Raw genomic sequence first — 22,366 nt, 5'->3', positions numbered from 1 at the left:
AAAAAAACGTCAAGGCACGGGCTCGGTGCGGTAGCGCGACTGTGCGGCGAGGCGGATCGGCGCATTCGGCGCGCCGTAGCCCTCGTAGCTATCGCGCTGGACGAATTCGAAGAAGAAGCTCTTGTTGAAGGCGCGGCTGTAGAACTGCAGGTAGCGCCCGGTGGCATCCTCGTCGATCAGCAGGTCGAGCGCGCGCATCTGCTCGCCCTCCTCGGCAGACAGGGCGAAGCGGGCCGCGGCATCATCGTGGTAATTCGCCGGGATCGGCAGGCATTCCAGCCCGCTCGCCCGCACCTGCTTGCCGAGCGAGACAAGATCGGCCGTGCGGAAGGCGATGTGCTGGAAGCCCGCGCCGAAGGTCTGGTTTAGGAAGCGCGAACTGAGCGCATTGCGCGCGTCGGTGGAATTCATGGTCAGGCGGAAGGTGCCCGAGGGGTTCTGGATCGCCTGGCTGACGACGAGCCCGTTGGGATCGACTACGTCCTGCGCAGTTTGCAGGCGCACGTCGAACAGGGCGCGCCAGTAAAGCTGCCACGACAGGAACTCGTCGGTGTGGACCACGACCGCGAGGTGATCGATCGCCTCGATCGGGCCGGGCCTGGCCAGCGCGGCGGCATCCAGTTCAAACTCGCTCTCCCAGACCCCGGCGGCCACGCCCTCGTCGAGCACGTAGACAAGGCTGCCGCCGACCCCGCGGATCGCGGGCATCGAGGGAATGTCGCTGACGTGGGTCTTGCCGCCGAGCGCCTTGGCCCGGGTGATGGCCGCCGCGCTGTCCTTGACCGTGAGCCCGATCGCGCAGAGCGCGCTGCCGTGGGTCAGGCGGTAGGAACGGGCGAAGCCCTCCTCCTCGAAATTGAGTACGAGGTTGGCCGCGCCGCTGCGCCACAGTTCGACGTCCTTGGCGCGGTGGCGGCCGGCGAGAGCGAAGCCCATCTCCGCCGCCATCGTCTCCATCGCCGCGCGGTCTTCCGGGGCGACGGCGAATTCGACGAATTCTAGCCCGACGATCTCGGCCTTGCCGGGCATCGCGGTCTGGCGGGCAAGGTTGCGGCAGGCGGCATCGCGCACGGCATTGAGCGAACGAACCCCATCCTTCGCCACCAGCGCGGCCGAGGTCGAGCGGAAGCGGTCGTTGAAAATCTCGAGGCTGAGCGGGCCGTCATAGCCGATCCGCAACAGTTCGGTGACATAGCCCTCGACGTCGAACCCGCCCTGCCCCGGCAGGTTGCGGAAGTGGCGGCTCCAGTAAAGCCGGTCCATGTCGAGCACGGGGGCATCGGCGAGCTGGACGTAGACGATCTTGGCCGGGTCGATCTCACGGATCGATTCGACCGGCACCTGCCGCGAGAGCGAGTGGAACGAATCGAGCAGGATGCCGAAATTGGGATGATCGACCGCCTTCACGATCTCCCATGCCTCGCGGTGATCCCAGACATGGGTGGCCCAGGCCAGCGCCTCGTAGCCGATCAGCAGGCCGCGCCGACCGGCCCGCTCGCCCGCTTCGCGCAGGTCCGCGATCATCCGCCCCCGGTCTCCCGAAGACAGCGACGAACAGTTCGAGCAGAGCAGCAACCGGTCGCAGCCCAGCTCGGCCATGACATCGAACTTCTGCTCGAGCCGGGCAAAGGCCCGCTCGCGCAAGGGCGCGGGCATGCCTTCGAGATCGCGGAACGGCTGGTAAAGCGACACGGTCAGGCCAAGATCGCCGATCAGCTTTCGCGTCTCGCGCGCCGAGAGCGGCGAGGCGACGAAGTCGAGGTCGAAGATCTCGATCTCGTCGAACCCGGCGGCGGCGGCGGCGCGGATCTTGTCTTCCAGCGTGCCGCTCAGCGAAACCGATGCAATCGCGTTCTTCACGTCAGGCCTCCTGACCCAGATGGGCGGGTATCGTCATGCGAGGTTTAGCCCAAGCAGGGCCATGGTCACCAGCAGGGTGAAGAAGGAGATGACCGTGGTGACCAGCAGCGCCGCGCTGCAGGTTGCCTCGTCGCCGGTGCGCTGGGCAAGCACCGGGAACGAGGAGAGCATAGGCACGGCCGCCAGCAGGACGGCCGCCGACCGGAACACCGGATCGCCGATCGGCACGACCATCAGGGCGAGGACGACCAGCAAGGGATGGAGCGCCAGCTTGCCCAGCGCGATCGCCCCGATCGCTGCGCGCCGTCCGTGCAGGCTGACCCCGGCAAGGCTCGCCCCGATGGTGAACAGGGCCAGCGGCGCCGAGGCGCCGGCCACGACCCCGAGCGTGCGCGAGGCGAATTCGGGCAGGTGAACGCCCGAGAGCGAGATGCCCGCCCCGATCACGATCCCGACCAGCATCGGCGAGCGCACGAGGTTTTTGGCGACCGACAACACGACCCGGCCCGGATGATGTTCCCCGCTTTGCCCCACCTCGATCAGGATCAGCACGACCGGCCACATCAGGAGGTTTTCGATGATCGTGTTGAGCGCGAAAGGCCCGGCCCCGGCGGCCCCGAAGACCATGGTCGCCACCGGCAGGCCGATGAAGGCGGAATTCGAGCAGCTCATCCCCATCGCCCGCACCGCCGCGGTCGGCAGGTCGGTTCTGGCGGCGGTGCGAAACCACGCCAGGCCCAGCCCGAAGCTCACGAGCGAAGCCAGCGTATAGACCAGCAGGTAATCCGGCCGCAGGACCCGTGACATGTCCGCCCGCGCCAGAACGCTGACCAGCAGGGCAGGCAAGGCGACCAGCAGCACGAAGCGGCCGAAGCCGCGCACCTGCTCGGGGCTGAACACCCGCGCCCTGCCGAGTGCGAAGCCGAGGGCGATGAGCAGGAAGATCGGGGCGACGACACCCGCCATGGCCAGCAGCGCGTGCAGGTTTGCCAGCCCAGAAGATCCGTTCATTGTCCGCCCCGCTCCCTTGCTCCCTGGCGCCGAGCCTAGCGACCGATGAAGGTGCCGTCAGCAAGCGTTTGATGCGGGCCGGCCGCTCCATCAGTCACGCGGACCCGCCGGCCGGGGCTGGGCTGCGGCGGCCCCGGAATGGGCGGCGAGCCAGGCCTGTCCGGCCAGGTTGAAGGGCTTCGTCGCAATGGTATCGCCCAGGGCCAGCATCGTATCGTTGCGCGGGCTCCAGGCCTGCCACGGCATGGCGGCCGTAGCGGGCGATCCCGTCTCTGCCATGGCGATCAGCGCACCCATCATCCGCGCCGAAAGCGCCCGGTCCCACGCCGTCCAGGCGCGGGTCGGGCGCAGCATGTTGTAGGCATCGAAAGTGCCGAGCCAGTAGGGCATGTCGGCCGTGTGATAAGCGCCGACCGTGGCCGGGTCCTGATCGGCGAGGGTCAGCCCGGCGACATAGGGATGGCGGCGCGCGAACCGGTCGATCCACAGCGCCGCGCCCTGCCCCGCCAGAGCCGCAGCGCAGCCCCGCGCCGAGGCGGCGAAGCCGCCGTCCTGCGCCGCCGCGCGGGCCATGGGGCGCACGTCCGCATCGGTCCTGGCCGGGTAGAGCCGAAGGAAAGCAGCAGCATCGGCGCCGAACAGCTTTTCCGCAGCGGCGCGATATTGGGCGAGATCGGCCGCGCCGGTCAGCGCGCCATAGCCGAAAGCAAGATCATCGTCGTTGAAGCTGGCGATCATCGGCACGTGCGCGAACTGGCCGCTGGCGATCGCATCCGCCGACTGGAGCGGCAGGACCCGCCCGTCGACGATCGGGCCGGCGATGCGCACGCCCGAGACGGCAAGCCCGAGCTGGCTTTCCGACTGGGCGGCGAGAATCCGGTCAGCCGGGACATTGCGCATGGCGGCGAGGCTGGCCGCGCCCAGCCGCTGCTGCAGGGCAAGCCCGGTCCGCTCCGCCTCGGCGAGGCCGGGCTTGGGCGCCGCGAAATTGCACCCGCTCGACATCACTGCCGCGCGGAACAAGCCGCGCGCCGCCGGGCTCTGCACCTGCGCCGCGACCGAGCTGGCCCCGGCCGACTGGCCGATAATCAGCACCTTGCCCGGATCGCCGCCGAAGGCCGCAACATTGTCGTGCACCCATTGCAGCGCGAGGGTCTGGTCCATCAGCCCGTAATTGCCCGAGGCGCCGCCTTGCTCGCGGGTCAGTTCGGGATGGGCGAGGAAGCCGAAGGCGCCGACCCGGTAATTGAAATTGACGTAGATCGCCCCGGCCTTGGCCACGTCCTCGCCACCATAATTGGCCATGCCGGAGGAGCCGATGGTGAAGCCGCCGCCATAGAGGAAGACGATCACCGGACGCTTCTCGCCCGCCTTGGCCGCAGCTGGCGCCCAGAGGTTGAGCGTCAGGCAGTCCTCGCCACTGGCTTCCTCGCCGAAGTAGTGGTTGATGTCGTGCGGGCGCAGGACCTGGATGCATTCCGGGCCCTTGCGATCGGCGTTGAACAGGCCGGACCATTTTGCCGGTCGCGGCGGAGCCCAGCGCAGCGGGCCGACCGGCGGCTCGGCATAGGGCACGCCGAGATAGGCCTTGATCCCGCTGTCGAGCCGAGTCCCCGCGATCCTTCCGCTCGCCGTAGCCACCGGATCGCCCGAAATCGGCTGCATCGACTTGTCGGCAGCACCGACCGGCAGGGCAAAGGCAGGCATGAGCGCGAATGCCAGAATGACGGCACGGGTGCGGGGCATGACCTCTCTCCTCTGGCGGTTCGCGCAAGGCCCGCTCGCGGGCCGCCGAACGCTCGTTGCCCCGCCAGTCTATCCAACGCGCGCCCAAAGGCAAGGGCATGTACCATTCAGTTCATCACAAATGCCTTACAGATTGGACCATTGCCATAAATGGCAAGCTCGGCTGAACCAGATAGTCCAGTCAGTCGCGGGTTACGCGGCCAGGTGGCGATGCGACGTGGGCAGGGCGACCCCCCGGTGCCCTGCCCACGCCTCGCCCGTACCCCCTACGGACTAAGGTTCAGGCGTCGAGCTTCTCGGCGCCTGCCACCGAATAGGTGATCGGCGCCTTGCGCGTGGCCAGGAATTGTTCGAGTGTTTCGCCGCGAAAAGCGGCATAGACTTCCGGATTGGACACGCCGATCACCGCTGCCATCTTCTCCAGCACGAAGAACGAAACCCCGCGCTGGATCATCTCGATCCACTTGCGCCCGGCGATCAGATCGCGCTCCTCGGCAGTGAGGGCGAATTCATCGGCGAGACCGTTGAAATCGGCAACGAAGCGCCTGCGGTGCGCCGGTTCGATCAGGCGGTGCAGGAAATCGTTGATGCGGAAGTTGGCCTGGCTGCGCGTCGGGGTGAAGGGATAGGTCCCTTGCACCGCCTCAGCCCCGGCCAGTTCGTGCCCGACATGCTCGAGATGGGCCGCGATCGCAGCCTCGCCTGCAGAGTTGCCCAGATCGTCGAAGACCAGCGTGGCGATATTGGTGACCGAGGGGGCATAGGTGGTGCGGTGGACGAGGCCCACCTTGTCCGACAGGGCGCCGCGCATGATCAGCCACATGATCACCTCGGCCCCTTCCATCCCGCCGAGCGCGACATATTCGGCAAGGCGGGTCTCCACCAGTTTCTGCGGATTGCTCTCGAGCAGGTCTAGGAATTCCTCGTCCCAGGCCTCGTTGAGAAAGCCCGCGCGCTCGCCGTGAACCTGGTGAGAAAGGCCGCCGGTGGCCATGACCGCGACGTTCAGATCCTCGGGAAAGCTCTCGATCGCCTTGCGCAGGCTCTGGCCCAGCTTCCAGCAGCGCCGGGCATTGGGGATCGGCAGTTGCAGCACGCCGACCTGCAACGGCACGATCGCGCCGTCCCAGGCATTGCCCACCTCGTCCTCCAGCATCGACAGCGGCGAGAGGCAGCCATGGTCGAGCGGCTTGCCCTGGAACAGCGAGAGGTCGAACTCGTCGGCCACGAGTGACATGGCAATGTGCTGCGCGAGGGCAACGTGGCCCTTCACCGGCGCGAACCGGCGCGGGCCGCCGCCTTCGTCTGCCGCGACATAGTTGTCGGCGATGCCCAGCACGAACGGCGAATAGTGATCGAAGAAGAACGAGGTGATGTGATCATTGTAGATCGCGAAGATCACGTCGACCTTTTTGGCGCGCACCCAGTCACGCACCTGAGCGAAGCCTTCGAAGATCGGGGCCCACAGCGGATCATTGTGCTTGCCGGTGTCCTTGGCAAAGCCGATGGTGGGCGAATGCGAGGCACCGATGCCTCCAACGATGCGTGCCATGTGCTGTCTCTCCGCTACGCGATGGGTGGATTGTCCGGAGCAGGCATGGCAGCAGAGGAGCCGGACGAAATTGATCGCGGTCAAGCGCGGGCTTAGAGCCACCAAAAATTGCCAACAGGATTGCGAACAATCGGCGACGCTGTATAGTGCGCGCAAACCGGAGCGGGCCACACCGCCCATGTGAGGGGAGAGAGACCTCGATGCGCAAGTATCACCGCTATGCCGCCGTCTTCGCGATCGTCATCGGCCTGTTCATCGCGATCACCGGGCTGATGGTGCAGTCAATGGACCTGTGGTCCGAAGTCACTCACGCCCCTGCCACTGATCCCACCATGCAGGGCCGCCGCGCCGGGCTCTACGGACCGCCGAACTTCGTGGTGCTCGACCTGCCCGACTACACTGCCAAGCCCCTGCCCCAAGGCTTCGACTGGTCAGGCGCTCTGGCCACGGCTTTCCGTGCCGGGCGCCCAGCCGCGGCCGGAAAGCCGCTCGGCTTCGTCGAATTCCGCATGGCGGGGGACCGCCCGCTCGCCCGGGTCGCAGCGGCTGGCACGTTGTATTCCTTCGACGCGGTCAGCGGGGCAGAGGCCGCCCCCGCCGCCGAGATCAAGCTCAAGCCGATCAGTTCCCCCTCGGTGCGCAACACGATCAAGGACATCCACCGGATGCGCTGGTTCGGCTCGTGGGTGATCCTGCTCGACATTGCCTCGGGCCTGCTGATGTGCGGAATGATCTTCACCGGGATCGCGTTCTACATCCAGCTGTGGAAGGCCCGTGCGCGGCTCAAGCGCCGCGCCGCCTTCTGGTTTGCCGGCGATTGGTGGCGCACGCTCCATCGCGGCACCGCGATTGTCTCGGCCCTGTTCCTTTCGGTCATCGCGGTGACCGGCACGATCCTCGCCACCAGTTCGATCGGCGTGGTGATCAATACCGCGCTTGCCGGCGGTCGCACCGCAATCACCCGGGACCTGTCCAGCCCGCTGACCGAGGGCGACAGCGCGAAGATGCTGGAGACCACCCTGCACGCCTACCGTGCCGAATACGGTGCAGTTCCGGCCAAGGTGGTGCGCCTGCGCTATTTCGCGGGCATGCCGCAGGGCGTGGTCGTGACCGGCGAGAACACGCCCGACCAGCTGGTCTATAATGCGGCCACCGGCAGGCGCGTCAGCCTGACCGAGCCGAACTATCCTGCGCCGGGCCAGACCTTCGGCTGGCAGGTGGACGAGACCGCCAAGAAGATTCACCGCGGCGATGCTTTCGGCATTTCGGGTATGTGGATCAGCCTGCTGTGCGGGTTTGCGCTGCTCTACCTCACCGTCTCGGGCGCGATCATGTACTTCGATCTGTGGAACCGCCGGCGCCAGCGCGGCAAGCGCGAGCTGTTCTGGTCCTGAACCATTCATCCAATCGTTCTGTCTCAACTGGATTCCCGTCATGCCCATTTCGTCGCTTACCGTAACCGATGGCGTTGCCGTTCTTTTGCTCGATAATCCGCCGGTCAATGCGCTGTCGCAGGCGGTGCGGGCGGCCATTCTGGGCGCGGTGCGCGAGGTGGCGGGGATGGATGAGGCGCGCGCGCTGGTGATCGCCTGCGCGGGCAAGACCTTCATCGCCGGGGCCGACATCAAGGAATTCGGCGCGGCGCCGACCGAGCCGTTCCTGCCGGAAGTGATCGAGGCGCTGCAGGACAGCGTGAAGCCGGTCGTGGCCGCGCTGCATGGCACGGCGCTGGGCGGCGGGCTGGAAGTGGCGCTGGCCTGCCATTACCGGGTGGCACTGCCCTCGGCGAAGCTGGGGCTGCCCGAGGTCAAGCTCGGCCTTATGCCGGGCTCGCGCGGGACGCAGCTGCTGCCGCGCATCGTTGGCGTGGACAAGGCGCTGGAGATGATCGCTTTCGGCAATCCGGTCGGGGCGAAGGACGCCCTCGCGCTCGGGCTGGTCGATGCGCTGGCCGGGGATGACCTGCTGGCGGACACGGTGGCCTTTGCCGCGTCGGCGGCAGGCAAGCCGGTGACGGCAACGCGCGAGCGGGCAATTCCAGCGTTCGCGCCCGAGGCCTTCGACCAGTTCATGGCCAAGAACGCGCGCAAGCTGCGCGGGCTGGATGCGCCGCCGGCAATCGTCGCGGCGGTCAAGGCGGCGACCGAACTGCCTTACCCGCAAGCGGCGGCGAAGGAGCGCGAGTTGTTCCTGGCCTTGCGCGAAGGGCCGCAGAGCGCGGCGCTGCGCCATGTCTTCGCGGCAGAGCGCGGCACCGCCAAGCTGCCCGAACTGGACGGGATCTCGCCGCGCCCGGTGAACGCGGTCGGCGTTGTCGGCGCGGGGACGATGGGCACCGGGATCGCGATCAACTTCCTGCTGCGCGGGATCGGGGTGACGCTGGTCGAGCAGGCGGCGGAGAACCTCGAGCGCGGGGTGCAGACGATCCGCAAGAACATCGCCGGCAATGTGGCCTCGGGGCGGACCACGCAGGAAGCGGGCGACCGGGCGCTGGCCCTGCTGACCCCGACGCTGGACTATGCCGACCTTGGCGCGGCGGACCTGCTGATCGAGGCGGCCTTCGAGACGATGGAAGTGAAGACCGCAGTGTTCAAGCGGTTCGGCGAAGTGGCCAAGGCGGGGGCGATACTCGCCACCAACACCTCCTACCTCGATGTCGACGCGATTGCCGCGGCCGGGGGCCGTCCGGCCGATACGGTCGGGCTGCACTTCTTCTCGCCGGCTAACATCATGAAATTGCTGGAGATCGTGAGGGGCAGCGAGACCGCGCCCGACGTTCTGGCGACCGCGCTCGATCTCGCCAAGCGGATCGGCAAGGTGCCGGTGGTCTCGGGCAATGCCTATGGCTTCATCGGCAACCGCATGCTCGCCGTGCGCCGCCGCGAGGCCGAGGCAATGATTGCCGAGGGCGCCTCGCCCTACGATATCGACCGGGTAATCGAGGGTTTCGGCCTGCCGATGGGGCCGTTCAAGATCGGCGATCTGGCCGGGCTCGACCTTGGCTGGTCGGCCGAGACCTCGACCGGATCGACCATCCGCGAGCGGCTGAACGAGGCCGGGCGGCGCGGGCAGAAGACCGGCAAGGGCTTCTACGACTACGACGAGAACCGCCGCCCCAGCCCCTCGGACGAGGCGCTGGCGATCATCGCGGGCTATGCCAAGGACAAGGGCCTGCCGCAGAAGTCCTTCACCGATCAGGAGATTTTCGCCCGCGCGGTGTGGTCGATGGTCGACGAAGGCGCGCAGATCCTGGCCGAGGGAATTGCCCGTTCGGCCGCCGACATCGACGTGGTCTGGCTCAATGGCTACGGCTGGCCGGCCTATACCGGCGGGCCGATGTTCCATGCCGCACAGGCCGGCTACAACCGGGTTGCAAGCGAACTGCAAGGCGTGGGCATCGAACCCTCCAAGGCGCTGCTCGAACTGGCAGCACAGCAGGCCGGGTAAACCGGGCTCGCGGTAGTGATCGGGCCGGGTGAGACCGGCCCGGGCTTGCCGGTCAGGGCAGCTTGACCGGCAGGACGTGAACCGCCTTGATCACCAGTTCGACCTGGTCACCTTCCTTGAGATCGAGGTCCTCGACCGACTCAGTGGTGATCACCGAGGCCATGGTGCTGACCTGGGTGATGTCGACCTTGACCAGCGACATGACGTCGCCCTTCTTGACCGACTTGACCGTGCCGATGATCTGGTTACGCGCGCCGGCTTTCATGGCCTCATCCTCCTGACAGTCGCGATACGAAAAGAGGGCCGCATCGCGGCCCTCTCTTGTTGCGCTTCAGGGGGAAGGACGCAAGGGCCGCTGGCGGCCCCTGCGACCGGTCAGACGCGCTCGATCGCCATGGCGATGCCCTGGCCGACGCCGATGCACATGGTGCACAGCGCCTTCTTTCCGCCCGAGCGGATCAGTTCCTCGGTGGCAGTGAGGACGAGGCGGGCGCCGGACATGCCGAGCGGGTGGCCGAGCGCGATGGCGCCGCCGTTGGGGTTCACGTGGGCGGCATCGTCGGGCAGGCCGAGCTGGCGCAGAACGGCAAGGCCCTGGCTGGCGAAGGCCTCGTTGAGTTCGACCACGTCGAAGTCCCCGATCGTGAGGCCGAGGCGCTCCATCAGCTTTTCGCTGGCAGGGGCCGGACCGATGCCCATGATCCGCGGCGGGACACCGGCCGTGGCGGCGCCGAGGATGCGCGCGCGCGGGATGAGCCCGTAGCGTTCGACCATGGCTGCGCTCGCGACGATCAGGGCGGCGGCGCCGTCGTTGACGCCCGAGGCATTGCCGGCGGTGACCGAGCCGTCAGGACGGACCACAGGCTTGAGCTTGGCCAGGGCCTCGACCGAGGTTTCGCGCGGGTGCTCGTCGCGGCTGACGATCAGCGGATCGCCCTTCTTCTGCGGAACCGAGACCGGGACGATCTCGGCTTCGAAGCGGCCGGCTGCCTGCGCTGCGGCGGCGCGGCGCTGGCTTTCGGCGGCAAACTTGTCCTGGTCCTCGCGGCTGACATTGAAGTCCACCGCAACGTTCTCGGCCGTCTCGGGCATCGAATCGACGCCGAACTGGGCCTTCATCAGCTTGTTGACGAAGCGCCAGCCGATCGTGGTGTCCTGCACCGAATTGGCGCGGGAGAAGGCGCTCTCGGCCTTGGGCATGACGAAGGGGGCGCGGCTCATGCTTTCCACGCCGCCGGCGACGATCAGCGAGGCTTCGCCCGACTTGATCGCGCGGCCGGCAATGCCCAGCGCATCCATGCCCGAGCCGCACAGGCGGTTGACCGTGGTGCCGGGCACGCTCTCGCCCAGCCCGCCAAGCAGGGCGGCCATGCGCGCGACATTGCGGTTGTCCTCGCCCGCCTGGTTGGCGCAGCCCATGATCACTTCGTCGAGCGTGGGCCAGTCCAGCTGCGGATTGCGCGCCTTGAGCGCGGCCAGCACGTGAGCGGCGAGATCGTCGGGGCGGACCGAGGAGAGCGAACCGGCATAGCGCCCGATGGGGGTGCGCACCGCGTCGCAGATGAAGGCTTCGCTGACAGTCATGGCACAGGTCTCCGGCCGGTCAGACGCCGGCTTGGCTCAGTGTGAAGCGTGTCGGCTGGCGGAAGAGGCAGGAGTCGAACCTGCCGGAGACGCCTGGCGCCTCCCTCCGGGTTTGAAGTCCGGGCACCCCACCGGGGGTATTTCTCTTCCGCGCGCCGGGTTAGCGGCTTTCCCGAAATTCGCGAAACGCAAATTTCGGGAAGACGACATCAGGCTTCGATGCCCGCCGTGTCGACCAGTTCGGCATCGCCGAGACCGTCGAGGTAACGCTCGGCATCAAGCGCGGCCTGGCAGCCGCTGCCCGCCGAGGTGACGGCCTGGCGGTAGATCTGGTCCTGCACGTCACCGGCCGCGAAGACGCCGGTGATCGAAGTCTGGGTGGCCTGGCCGTGGCGGCCGCCCTTGGTGACGAGATAGCCGTTGTCCATCTCGAGCTGGCCGGTGAACAGGTCGGTGTTGGGCTTGTGGCCGATGGCGATGAACACGCCCTGGACCACGACCGTGCTCTCGCTGCCGTCCTTGATGTTCTTGACCCGGACCGAGTCCAGCTTGCGCCCGTCGCCGAGCACTTCCTCGAGCGTGGAATCGCGCAGGATCGTGATCTTGCCCTCGGCCTCGCGGGCGAAGAGCTTGTCCTGCAGGATCTTCTCGGCGCGGAAGGTGCCGCGGCGGTGGATCAGGGTGACGTGGTTGCAGATGTTGGCGAGGTAGAGCGCCTCTTCCACGGCGGTGTTGCCGCCGCCGACGACCACGACGTCCTTTTCGCGGTAGAAGAACCCGTCACAGGTGGCGCAGGCCGAGACGCCGCCACCCATGTACTTCTCTTCCGAAGGCAGGCCGAGATACATCGCCGAGGCGCCGGTGCAGATGATCAGCGCGTCGCAGGTGTAGGCGCCCATGTCGCCTTCGAGCACGAAGGGGCGCTGCTGCAGCTTGGCGGTGTGGATGTGATCCATGATGATCTCGGTGCCGAAACGCTCGGCATGGCGCTGGAAGCGCTCCATCAGCTCCGGACCCTGCACCCCGTCGGCGTCCGCCGGCCAGTTGTCGACCTCGGTCGTCGTGGTCAGCTGCCCGCCCATGGCGAGGCCGGTGATCAGGGTCGGCTTGAGGTTGGCGCGCGCGGCATAGACCGCCGCCGTATAGCCGGCCGGACCGGAACCGAGGATCAACAGGGGAAAGTGACGGGTGTCCATGCGAGATCTCCACTGGGCCGGGGCGAGATGGGTCTCAGGCCCGGCCCGAACAAGTAAGCAAATGCTGTGCGGTCAGTAGATGACCTTGGCTTCTTCCAGCCGGGCGATCTCAGCGTCGTCCAGCTTGAGGATGTCCTTGAGCACATAAGCGGTGTCCGCGCCGATGAAGGGCGCCGTGCCGCGGATCGCGACTTCGGTTTCCGACATGCGGTAAGGCGAGGTGATGGTCTTGCGCGTGCCGAGCACGGCGTGATCGACTTCCTGCACCTGGCCGCGCGCGAGGACGTGCGGATCGTTGAACAGCTCCGAGGCCTTGAACGAGGGCGTTGCCGCCACCCCTTCGCCCTGCAGCAGGTGCATGGTCGCGACATGGTCCTTGTCGGCGGTCCATTCCCCGATCAGCTGGTCGAGCCGGGCCTCGTTGGCCTTGCGCGCCGACATGGTGGCGAAATCCGCTTCGGACGCCCAGGCGGGGTTGCCCATGGCGCGGACGAGGCCGGCCCATTCGTCCTCGCTACCGACCGCGATCGACAGCCAGGCATCCTGCCCGGCGCAGCGATAGACGTTGTGCGGGGCCATGACCTTGTCGGTATTGCCGTGGCGCCGGGGCGAGCGCTGGTTCATCGCATAGTCCATCATCTGGTCGCCGATCATCGAGTTGATGACCTCGCTCGACGAGGAGTCGATGTACTGGCCCTTGCCGGTTTCCTGGCGGAACTTGAGCGCGACCAGGGCCGCGAAGACCGCGGCCGTTCCGGCCCGGGCGTCGCCGCCCGAATTGGTCATCGTGTTCGGCTTCTTCTCGGCATAGCCGGTGAGATTGGACGTGCCGCCGACGCTGGTGAAGCAGGGATTGTAGGCGGCATAGCGGCGCAGCGGGCCGGTGCCGCCGAAGCCCGAGAGCGACAGCATGATGATGTCGGGCTTGACCTTGCGCAGCTCGTCATAATCGAGCCCGAGCTTGGCCATGACGCCGGGGCGCATGTTTTCCAGCACGAGATCCGCCGTGGCAACGAGCTGCTTGGCCAGCGCCTTGCCTTCCTCGGTGGTCAGGTTGAGCGTGACGCTCTTCTTGCCGAGGTTGATCTCGAAGAAGTTGGAATTGGCCTCGAGGTTGGCGACGGCGCCCTTGCCGTGCTGGGCGCGCTGTTCATCGGGGCGCGAGCGGGTCTCGACCTTGATCACTTCGGCGCCGAGCGAGGCGAGCTGCATGGTGCACCACGGACCGGCCAGAACGTGGCCGAAATCGATGACGCGGATTCCCTGGAGTGCGGATTGCATGTGTCGGTCCCCCCTCAGTTCGCGCTGGCGTGCAGTTCGCCGAGGACTTCGGCGGTGTGCTGGCCAAGCAGCGGAGCCGGGCGCTTGGGCGCCAGTTCCACGCCCGAGGGGCGGGTCGGCTGGGCGATATATTCGAGCGCGCCGGCAACCGGGTGCTCGATCGTGACGAAGTGGCCGCGCTGGCGGAACTGTTCGAGCTTGAACACGCCCTCGGCGGTGAGGATCGGCGCGGCGGCCGAGCCTTCGCGCTGGATCGAGTGGAACAGGTCGTCCTGGCTGACGGTGCGCGACCAGTCGTTCAGGCGCTTGCGCAGCTCGGCATAATTGTCCGAACGGCCCTTCTGGGTGTCGAACGGCGGCTGGGCGCCCCATTCGGGCTGGCCCATGGCGCGCCACAGGCCTTCCCACTGCTGCTGCGAGGAGAGGATGACCACGGCGAATTCACCGTCCTTGCACTCGACCAGGCTTTCCAGCAGGCGGCCCTTGCCGGTGCGGTTGGGATCGACGCCATCGTCGATGAAGCGGCGCAGCTGCGAACGCTCCAGCGTCATCATCGCGTGATGGATCGACACGTCGACGTGCTGGCCGGTGCCGCCAGCATCACGCCAGAACAGCGCGGCGAGGGTGGCCGTGGCGCCGGCCATGCCGCCGTCGAACAGGCCGAGGTAGCCCGGGCCCTGGCAGGGCGGGACATCGAGGTTGATCGCCCACATCGGCAGCAGGTAGCCCTGCCCGCTCGCGTGGTAGAGGTTGAGGTGATAGGCCTTGAAGTCCTTGTAGGGCCCGACCTGGCCGAACGGGGTGATCGAGGTGACCACCAGGTTCGGATTGACCGCGTGCAGGTCTTCGTAGCCGAGGCCGAGCTTGGCCAGCTCGCCCGGCATCCGGTCCTCGATCAGGACGTCGGCGGTCTTGATCAGTTCGAGGAAGGTGGCGCGGCCCTCGGCGGTCTCGATGTCGAGCTCCACCGAGCGCTTGTTGGTGTTGAGATAGAGGAAGGTGCCCGAAGCCTCAGGATTGGGCTCATCGTCCTTGAACGGGCCGATGTAGCGCGCATCGTCGCCCCGGCCCGGCTTCTCGATCTTGATCACGTCCGCGCCGAAATCGGCGAGGAGCTTGCCGCAATAGGGCCCGGCGACAAAGTCGGCGAGCTCGATCACCCTGGCTTTCAGTGCGTCCATCAGCCCCGTTACCTTCTTTCTTGTCTTACTTCTGCGCGCGCGCCGCCCGGGCCCGCTCACGCTCTTCAAAGAATTCCCGCACCGATTCCTGGTGGTCGGCCGACGAGTAGCAATAGGCCTGGGCCTGGCTCGCCAGCGCGTTGAGCTGGTCGAAGGTCAGCTCGAAGGTGCGGTTGAGGATCGCCTTGCCCATCGCCTGGGCACCCGCCGGATGCGGCGCGAAAGTGGCAAGCAGGGCCACGGCCTCGGCAATAAGCCGGTCCTTCGGCAGGACCCGGTCGACCAGGCCGATGGCGAGAGCCTCGTCCGCCTCGACCACGCGGCCGGAGAACAGCAGTTCCTTGGCCTTGGTCACGCCGATGCGGCGCGGCAAGTGGAACATGCCGCCGCCGTCGGACACCAGCCCGCGGCGCACGAAGTTCGCGGCGACCTGCGTACCCTCGGCGAGGAACACGAAGTCGCAGGTCAGCGCGAAGTCGAGCCCGAGACCCATGGCCGGACCGTTGATCGCGGCCACGGTCGGCTTGTCGAGGTTGAACAGCTTGTGCAGCGTCTCGTGGAATTCGCGCTGGCGGCGCCATCCCAGTTCGCCCGCGCGGGCGCCCTGTTCGAGCCGCTGCTGCATGCCCTTGATGTCGCCGCCCGAGCAGAACACCTCGCCCGCGCCGGTGAGGACGACGCCGCGGATCGTGCTGGTCTCGGCGGCGATGAAGTTCACCGCCTCGGCCAGTTCGAGCCGCATCACGTCGTCGATCGCGTTGCGCACCTTGGGCCGGTTGAGCTTGAGGATCGCGGCCGATCCCTCAAGCGTCAGTTCCAGCGTTTCGTAAGTCGGAAGCTCCAGTGCCATCGCGCTCAGTCCGCCTTGGAGACCAGCTTGACGAGGACGTCGGCCTGGGTGTGGATGTGGCCTTCCTGGTTCTCGGCATAGACGAACAGCTCCACGAGGCGCTGGCCGTTGTCGTCGATGAACTTGCGCTTCACGTGGCCCTTCACCCAGGTGCTGTCCCCGAAGAAGTTGAAGCGGCGATCCTGGCTGTCCATCGAGACGACCATGCCGTCATCGCCCATCCAGTCGGTGACCGGGTGAACCAACATCATCTCGTTGTGGATGCCGCCGGCATTGGCGAGCGGCGAGCCGAACATCTGCGCGGCGCGGTCGGAATAGTGCCAGTCGCGGCGGAAGCGGTGTTCGCCGGTCAGCTCGTCGATCGGGTGCGTCTGCAGGTGGCCGCGCATGGCCGCCCACTTGATCGCGAAAGCATAGACGTAGCACGAGACCACGGTGCGGGCCGAAGCGTCGCACACGTCGTAGATGCCCTTGGCGATGGTCGGCAGGGGCTCGCCCTCGACCACGTCTTCCCAGTAGCGGATCTGCTTGCCGCGGCGCTTCACGCCGGCGAGCTGTGCGTCGAAATCGTCGTGGATTTCCTTGAGCTCGGCCTCGGAATACTTGGTGTAGTCCTTGCCCGCGTACTTCGAGCCGACCTTCGACTCCTTGCCGCCGCCGCTCTTGTCCTTCTGCTTGCGCTTGGACGGCGGGGTGGCGAGGTAGATGTTGCGGCCGGTGGCGATCGCCTTGATCTCGTCGCGCTGGTTCACGAAATAGCGCGGCACGCTTTCGATGAACATGCGGTAGGGCTTGCCCTCCACCTTCTTCTCAACGAACCCGCCGTACTTGTCGTAGCAGTGGAATTCCTCGCCGGGGCGGATCGCGCCGAAATACTCGTGCTTGTTGCCGGCCGCGAGACGGGCAACGCCGGGGACGCGCAGGCGCCCTCCGAACGAGGAACCGAACGAGATGCAGCTTTCGTAAAGCGGCGGGGCGATGATCCCGCCCCAGCGCGTGTTCTGCGCATAGGTGCGGTTGCGCCAAATCGGGTTCGGGTCGCCGATCGCGTCGGCGAAGTGGCGGATCAGGTCTTCGGTCACCAGCGCGTTGAAGATGCCGCGCTCGTACTCGTTGTCCATGATGTCATGGATCGGGACGGGGAGCTTGAGCTCACCCTTGCCCTCGTTGAACTCGGCGATCTTGCGATCGAGCTTCTCGTTCCATTCCTGGTCCGAGAGGTGATCCCAGTCGTTATCTGCGGTTTCCAACGGCGCGCCGGACATGGCGATGCAATCCCCTCTGGCTTGTGTGATTTCGTGCTGCGGTCTATTTTGACCCTACAAACTTGTCAACAATTTTGCACATCAGTATCGAACAATCCGTCACGCCGCAATCATGCGGCCGCGGGCCATCAGGGAGCGGCAACAGATGAGCGCAACCGCGCGATTTTCCACAGCGGAGATGCTTTATGTCGGCACGCACCGCAAGGCGCACCATGCCGACCCGGAGACGATCGCGCACGGAATCTATCGCTTCGCCCGGACCGGCCAGGGGCTTGAACCACGCGGCTGCACCCCCACGGCCCAGCCCGGATGGATTTGCGAGTCGCGGGATGGACGCACGCTCTATGCGGTGAACGAGGTGCGCGAACTGGACGGTCATCCCGGCGGCGCGGTCAGCGCCTTTGCCCGCGGCGAGGACGGCGACCTGACCTTGCTGAACAGCGCGGCATTGCCGCCGATGCCGTGCCACTGCGAGGTGGACGAAAGCGGCGCCCTCCTGCTGGTCGCCACGTTCGGGGGAGGCTCGGTCCACCTGTTCGAACTGGCGCCGGACGGGTCGATCGGGGCCGAACGCGATTGCCACGTCCACGCCGGGTCGAGCGCCCATCCCAAGCGCCAGACCTCGCCTCACGCCCATGCCGTGGCCATTGCGCCGGGAGGGCGCTTCGTGCTGGTGCCCGATCTCGGCACCGATCGGCTGGAGGTCTATCGGCTCGACACGGCGGCCGCGCGGCTGGTGCCCGAACCGGCACTGAGCCTGCAATTGCCGCCGCTGTCGGGCCCGCGCCACGTCGCCTTCGGAAAGGGCACGGCTTACCTGATCAACGAGATGGCGGCCCGGATCGACGCCTTCGCATGGGACGGCGAGACCGGCCTGCTCACGCCGCTGGGCAGCACCGCCCTGCTGCCGGACGACTTTGCCGGGCTGCGCTCGGGCGGGGCGATCGCGCTGCATCCCACCCTGCCCTTCCTCTATGCCACGACCCGCAGCCACGGTTCGAGCGGGCTGCCGAGCGAGCCCGGCCTCGACCAGCTGTGCTGGTGCCGGATCGATCCGGTGAGCGGCGCGCTCACCCTCGCAGGCTGCGTGCCGTCGGGCGGCGGCATCCCGCGCGCCTTCGCTTTCGATCCGGAAAACGGCGATCTTGTCGTTGGCCACCAGTGCAGCGGAACCCTCGTGCGGTTTCGCATCGACCCGGCGACCGGGACCCCCGGTCAGCTCGGCGACGGGCTGGCCACGCCGGTTCCGGTCTGCCTCCATTTCAGCGCCGCGAAGATTGTCTAACAATTTAATTGGCAAGACCCCTGACATTATTGTAGCGATTGCAGTCGCGGCGGCGCATCGGCCTCGCCGCGAAGGGATTGTGGATGAACGTTGCGCAGAGTGCTGCCCTGTCCGGCAGTGAAACAGCGGAACCGGGGGTGAGTGGAACCGAGGTGAACAAGAAGCAGAAACCTCTTTCGCGCACGGCCGTGGTCGATGCGATCCGCCAGCGCATCCTGCGCGGCGATCTCGTGCCCGGACAGCGGCTGGTCGAGGCCGAACTGTGCGAACTGCTCAATGCCAGCCGGGGCACGGTTCGCACCGCGCTGATGGACCTTGATCACGAGGGCCTAGTCGAACGTATCGCCAATCGCGGCGCCCGGGTGCGGGTGGTCGGGTTGGAAGAAGCGCTCCAGATCGTCGAGGTGCGCATGGCGGTGGAGGTACTGTGCGTGAGCCGCGCGGCGCAGAAGATCACCGACAAGCAGATCACCGAACTGCGCAAGCTCGGCGCCCAGCTCGAGGAAAAGGCCTCGCAGTCTGACGTCGACCGCTTTGCCGAACTGACTCACAAGGTGTTCGAGACCTACGTCAAGATCGCCGACCAGCCGGTTGCCGAGGAAGTGCTGGCCCGCCTGCGCGCGCGCAACACCCGCCACCGTTTCCGCCTGACCTACCGCGCCGGGCGCGCCCAGGTCTCGCTGCCCTACTGGCTCGACCTGATCGAGGCGATCTGCAACCGCGATCCGGTGGCCGCGCGCGCCGCGCTGCGCCGCCAGGCCCAGAACATCGAAGCTTCGATGAAGGCGCTGGCGCACGAGGATTCGCCCTTCGCGATCATCTATCCCAATACCTGAGGCCCCCCCGGCAGCGGGCCCACGAAAAAGGGCGCCGACCGCAAGGTCGGCGCCCTTTTCTTATCACCCCGGCGCAGTGCCGGAGGAACGGTCAGGCCTCGTTGACCTTCGGCGACCATTCCGGGCGCATCATCAGCCAGGTGGTGGCCGCGCCCAGCACCAGGAAGACGAAGATCATTGCCATCGGCAGGGTATAGCCGCCGCTGATCTGGAGCAGCCAGCCCGACAGCGCCGCGGCGGTACCGCCCGACAGGCTGGTCGCCACCTGCTGGAACCCGGTGACACGGCCGACGGCCGGCTTGGGGATCAGCGCGAGGCGGCACAGGGCCTGGAGGTTGGCCGTGGCGAAGCCGAGGATCGACAGCGAGATGATGTTCCAGAACACCGCGACCGAGGCCTTGTCGGTCAGCGCGCTGAACAGGACGGTACAGGCGCCGAGGAAGCCGCCGATGATGAAGGCCTTGCGCACCTTGATCGGATCGCGGCCCTTGGCGATCATCTGGTCGGCCAGCCAGCCGGCGAAGACCGCGACGAGAGCGACGCCGGCGAAGCTGAGGCCGGTGAACACGCCCGATTCCTCGAGGCTGAGCCCGCGCGTCTCGACCAGGTAGGACGGCATCCAGGTGGCGCAGTAGAAGCCGAAATAGCCGTAGCTGAAGTTGATCACCAGGCTGCCCCAGACCACCGGGCTGCGCAGGATGTTGCTCCAGGTGACCGTGTTGGCGACGCGCTTGGTCTCTTCCATCGCCTCGCGGTTGGGCAGGTCGTTGGGTACGACGGTGAGCCAGGGAATGAGCCAGACCACGCCGATCAGGCCGGTCACCACGAACATCGCCTGCCAGCCGTAATGCATGACCAGCCAGGCCGCGATCGGCGCGCCGATGGCATTGCCCAGCTTGTTGCCGCCGGTGAAGATGCCGATCGCCGTGCCGGCGCGGCTATCGTCGAAATTATCGCGGATCCAGCGGTAGGAGGCCGGGATCACCACGGCCTCGGCCGCGCCGATCAGCACACGCAGGCCGAGCAGCATGGCAAAGCTGGAGGCCATGCCGGTGAGCGCAGTGGTGGCGCACCAGACGGTGAAGAACACCGCGTAGAGCCACTTGACCCCGTAGCGATCGACCATCCAGCCCATGAACAGCTGGACCACGCCATAGGACCAGAAGAAGGCCGAACCGAGCGTGCCACGATCGATCGGGCTCATCTTGAAGAAGTCGGTGAACGGCTTGTCGGCGATGGCCGCCGAGATGTTGGTGCGGTCGATGAAGGAAATCAGCACCGCGAGGGTGAGGAGGCCCAGCACCGCCCAGCGCCGTCCGTTGGACAGGGCCGGTCTTGCGGGCGCCTTGGGCGCGATTGCGGCGGTCAAAGTCGAATCTTGCGTCATTGGCTCCCTCCCGGGGCTGGACGGGAACCTATCCCGCCGCCCTGGCATTGCGGCGTGGCGACATGCCCCCGCGACGTCACTTCAAACTCAAGGGACGGAGACGCGCCCCGGAACCGGCTGAAAGGTTCCGGGGCGCGCACCATCACTTTTTCGGCAGTTCCGCCCAGGCTTCGGGCAGTTCCACCTTCTTCGACACCGGGAAACCGATGTAGCCGTTCTGCGAGCAGACCATGACATGGTCACGGTCCGGGTCGCCGCTGACGACGATCATGTAGTCTTCCGGGCCACCGGTCAGCTGGATGCGACGATCGACGTCGAACGACGTACCAATCTGCTCGGGCCAGTTGCCGTCGTTCACACCCTTGTAGAACCGGTTCAGGATCATACCCGACAGGTTGCCGACACGAAGCTTCGCGTTCTCGTAGAAGAACTTCTTCACCGCAGCCTTGTCGTAACCCGCATCCGCCATGAGCCTGGCCGTTGCCGGCGTGAGCACGATGGTCGGCCGCGTACGCATCCCGCGGAAGAAGAACTGCACGAAGATCTGGTTATCCTCGATCCGCGCGCAGATATTCCGCAGGATTTCGTCCGCAGTGGGCCCGCCGACCTCGATGGCTTGGGTCATCTCGGTACACGACGAAATCGTGACCGTGTTGGTACCCGGAGCAAAGCCGAAGTCTGTGTTCATCGGCTGCCAGCCAAGCTCGGCGCAGGCGTCCTCGTTCTCGGCCAGGACGATCCGGAAGTTGCCGCCGAAGCAGCCCTTGTCCGTACGGTGCGGGATGAAGCCCGCAACGTTCCTCAGCATCATGCGCCAGAAGCGCCCGATCGAGGTATTCGCCTGGAAACCGGGCCGGAGGGCGGCCTGGGTATAATTGAACTTCAACTCCTTCACGATCGGGCCGTTCACGACGATCAGCGTTTCCGTGCCCGGCGTGTGCCCAAGGTGTTCGACGCCGAATTCCGGATCGACCATGCCTTCGACGATTGCGATCAGCACCGGCATGTATTCGGGACGACAGCCCGACATGACGCCGTTGACGGCAATGCTCCAGATGGTCGCCTCGCGATTGTCGGGCAACAGGTTGCCGACGACCTCTTCGGGCTTGCGATCGGTATATTGCAGGAACTTCTCGACGCGCTCGAGCGTGGGCGGCACGATGGGCAGGCCATCGGTCCACTCCTCGTTCAGGAAATGCTCCTGAACTTCGTCGAAGTCGCCTTCGAACACCACGTCGCGCAGGTTCGGTTCCTTGCTGACAACCGGTTCCTCCGGCTGAATGGTCAGCCCTTGGATGACTTGCTCGAGCATCGGCCCCGCGCAGGTCTGCCGCAGCTTCTCGTCTTCGACGAGATTCACGTGCCCAGGGTGGATCGTCCACGGAAGGTTCGGCATTTCCAGCCCCTTCGCGGTGAACTTGCCCTGGGTGACGAATCCGCTGCAAAGCATCGTCACGGTGGGGATACCCAACTTTTCAACAACTACACTGGCACGCGTCACGGCGGCCGTGCAGGATCCTCAGCAACCGACGCCGCAGATTACCGCGTCGACGCCGAACTTCTTGAATTTCTCCGGAAGCTCGGACAGCGCCTGGTGCTCGTTCGCACCGTGGATTTCGCCGAATTCGCGCCAGGAGATCATCTTCATCGTGGGGTAGCGCTTCTTCAGCTCCTCTTCCCACACGTCGAACATGATGTCGCCCTTGAAGACCCAGTCCCAGAGCTGCGCGACGGTCTTGCCCTCGAGCGTGTCGAGACGCTTGGCGAGCTTCGCCCCCGTCCTCGCCCAGCGCCCGCGAGGCCATACGACCTGCATCTTCTCGTGTTCAGCCATAATGCTTTCCTCTGTCAGTCCGGCAGCCGCGCCGAGGCCCGGCGGCCGGGT

The 22,366-nt window shown here is 66.5% G+C and carries 17 protein-coding genes and 1 tRNA gene; 4 read left to right on the top strand and 14 right to left on the bottom strand.

Features of this window, described 5'->3' with window-relative positions:
- Positions 1–9: 9 nt before the first annotated feature.
- The 4 genes from H7F51_RS10160 to H7F51_RS10145 all read right to left on the bottom strand — a co-directional run bounded on the left by H7F51_RS10160 (position 10) and on the right by H7F51_RS10145 (position 6,169).
- Positions 10–1,860 carry a TIM barrel protein gene (locus H7F51_RS10160; RefSeq protein WP_185664175.1) on the bottom strand — a complete coding sequence of 617 codons (1,851 nt, stop codon included), beginning with the start codon at positions 1,858–1,860 and terminating at the stop codon, positions 10–12.
- Between the two features lie 33 nt (positions 1,861–1,893).
- A complete protein-coding gene (locus H7F51_RS10155) occupies positions 1,894–2,871 on the bottom strand; it encodes an AEC family transporter (protein WP_185664174.1) in 978 nt (325 codons plus the stop codon).
- A 90-nt stretch (positions 2,872–2,961) separates the two neighbouring features.
- On the bottom strand, positions 2,962–4,617 hold the full coding sequence (locus H7F51_RS10150) for a carboxylesterase/lipase family protein (RefSeq protein WP_185664172.1): 1,656 nt from the start codon (positions 4,615–4,617) through the stop codon (positions 2,962–2,964).
- Between the two features lie 280 nt (positions 4,618–4,897).
- A complete protein-coding gene (locus tag H7F51_RS10145; protein WP_185664170.1) occupies positions 4,898–6,169 on the bottom strand; it encodes a gallate dioxygenase in 1,272 nt (423 codons plus the stop codon).
- Positions 6,170–6,315: 146 nt separating this feature from the next.
- Here H7F51_RS10145 and H7F51_RS18900 point away from each other — a divergent pair, with 146 nt between their 5' ends.
- A complete protein-coding gene (locus H7F51_RS18900) occupies positions 6,316–7,563 on the top strand; it encodes a PepSY domain-containing protein (protein WP_343061263.1) in 1,248 nt (415 codons plus the stop codon).
- Positions 7,564–7,603: 40 nt separating this feature from the next.
- Positions 7,604–9,616: a 3-hydroxyacyl-CoA dehydrogenase NAD-binding domain-containing protein gene (locus tag H7F51_RS10135; protein WP_185664166.1), complete on the top strand. Its 2,013-nt coding sequence runs from the start codon at positions 7,604–7,606 to the stop codon at positions 9,614–9,616.
- 52 nt (positions 9,617–9,668) lie between these two features.
- Here the strand turns inward: H7F51_RS10135 and H7F51_RS10130 are convergent, their stop codons facing one another.
- From H7F51_RS10130 to H7F51_RS10095, 8 genes are all read right to left on the bottom strand, one after another.
- Positions 9,669–9,881 carry a TOBE domain-containing protein gene (locus H7F51_RS10130; protein ID WP_185664164.1) on the bottom strand — a complete coding sequence of 71 codons (213 nt, stop codon included), beginning with the start codon at positions 9,879–9,881 and terminating at the stop codon, positions 9,669–9,671.
- 110 nt (positions 9,882–9,991) lie between these two features.
- Positions 9,992–11,200: a 3-oxoadipyl-CoA thiolase gene (gene pcaF / locus H7F51_RS10125; RefSeq protein WP_185664163.1), complete on the bottom strand. Its 1,209-nt coding sequence runs from the start codon at positions 11,198–11,200 to the stop codon at positions 9,992–9,994.
- A gap of 56 nt (positions 11,201–11,256) precedes the next feature.
- Positions 11,257–11,350, bottom strand: a tRNA-Sec gene (locus tag H7F51_RS10120).
- Between the two features lie 59 nt (positions 11,351–11,409).
- Positions 11,410–12,396: a thioredoxin-disulfide reductase gene (trxB, locus tag H7F51_RS10115; RefSeq protein WP_185664162.1), complete on the bottom strand. Its 987-nt coding sequence runs from the start codon at positions 12,394–12,396 to the stop codon at positions 11,410–11,412.
- A gap of 72 nt (positions 12,397–12,468) precedes the next feature.
- A complete protein-coding gene (locus H7F51_RS10110; RefSeq protein ID WP_185664161.1) occupies positions 12,469–13,677 on the bottom strand; it encodes a CaiB/BaiF CoA transferase family protein in 1,209 nt (402 codons plus the stop codon).
- Positions 13,678–13,691: 14 nt separating this feature from the next.
- The gene (locus tag H7F51_RS10105; RefSeq protein WP_185664159.1) at positions 13,692–14,858 is read right to left on the bottom strand and encodes a CaiB/BaiF CoA transferase family protein; all 1,167 of its coding nucleotides are present in this window, start codon (positions 14,856–14,858) and stop codon (positions 13,692–13,694) included.
- A gap of 25 nt (positions 14,859–14,883) precedes the next feature.
- Entirely contained in the window at positions 14,884–15,708 is an 825-nt protein-coding gene (locus H7F51_RS10100) for an enoyl-CoA hydratase/isomerase family protein (RefSeq protein ID WP_185664158.1), read from the bottom strand.
- Between the two features lie 5 nt (positions 15,709–15,713).
- Positions 15,714–16,973 (bottom strand): FAS1-like dehydratase domain-containing protein, encoded by a 1,260-nt coding sequence (locus H7F51_RS10095; protein WP_185664156.1) that lies wholly within the window; start codon positions 16,971–16,973, stop codon positions 15,714–15,716.
- 145 nt (positions 16,974–17,118) lie between these two features.
- Between H7F51_RS10095 and H7F51_RS10090 the strand changes: the two genes are divergently transcribed.
- Both H7F51_RS10090 and H7F51_RS10085 read left to right on the top strand, forming a co-directional pair.
- Positions 17,119–18,258, top strand: coding sequence for a lactonase family protein (locus H7F51_RS10090; RefSeq protein ID WP_185664155.1), 1,140 nt, complete (start codon positions 17,119–17,121; stop codon positions 18,256–18,258).
- An 83-nt stretch (positions 18,259–18,341) separates the two neighbouring features.
- Positions 18,342–19,094 (top strand): GntR family transcriptional regulator, encoded by a 753-nt coding sequence (locus H7F51_RS10085; protein WP_185664153.1) that lies wholly within the window; start codon positions 18,342–18,344, stop codon positions 19,092–19,094.
- Between the two features lie 91 nt (positions 19,095–19,185).
- On the opposite strand, the gene H7F51_RS10080 is transcribed toward H7F51_RS10085, so the two are convergent.
- On the bottom strand, positions 19,186–20,481 hold the full coding sequence (locus H7F51_RS10080) for an MFS transporter (protein WP_185664151.1): 1,296 nt from the start codon (positions 20,479–20,481) through the stop codon (positions 19,186–19,188).
- Positions 20,482–20,623: 142 nt separating this feature from the next.
- The gene (locus H7F51_RS10075) at positions 20,624–22,297 is read right to left on the bottom strand and encodes a UGSC family (seleno)protein (protein ID WP_425491022.1); all 1,674 of its coding nucleotides are present in this window, start codon (positions 22,295–22,297) and stop codon (positions 20,624–20,626) included.
- Positions 22,298–22,366 lie beyond the last annotated feature (69 nt).

Origin of the sequence: Novosphingobium flavum (genome assembly GCF_014230315.1) — a bacterium.
Taxonomy (GTDB): domain Bacteria; phylum Pseudomonadota; class Alphaproteobacteria; order Sphingomonadales; family Sphingomonadaceae; genus Novosphingobium; species Novosphingobium flavum.
Note: the sequence above shows the minus strand (reverse complement) of the source record. Positions and strands in the feature narration are given on the sequence as shown.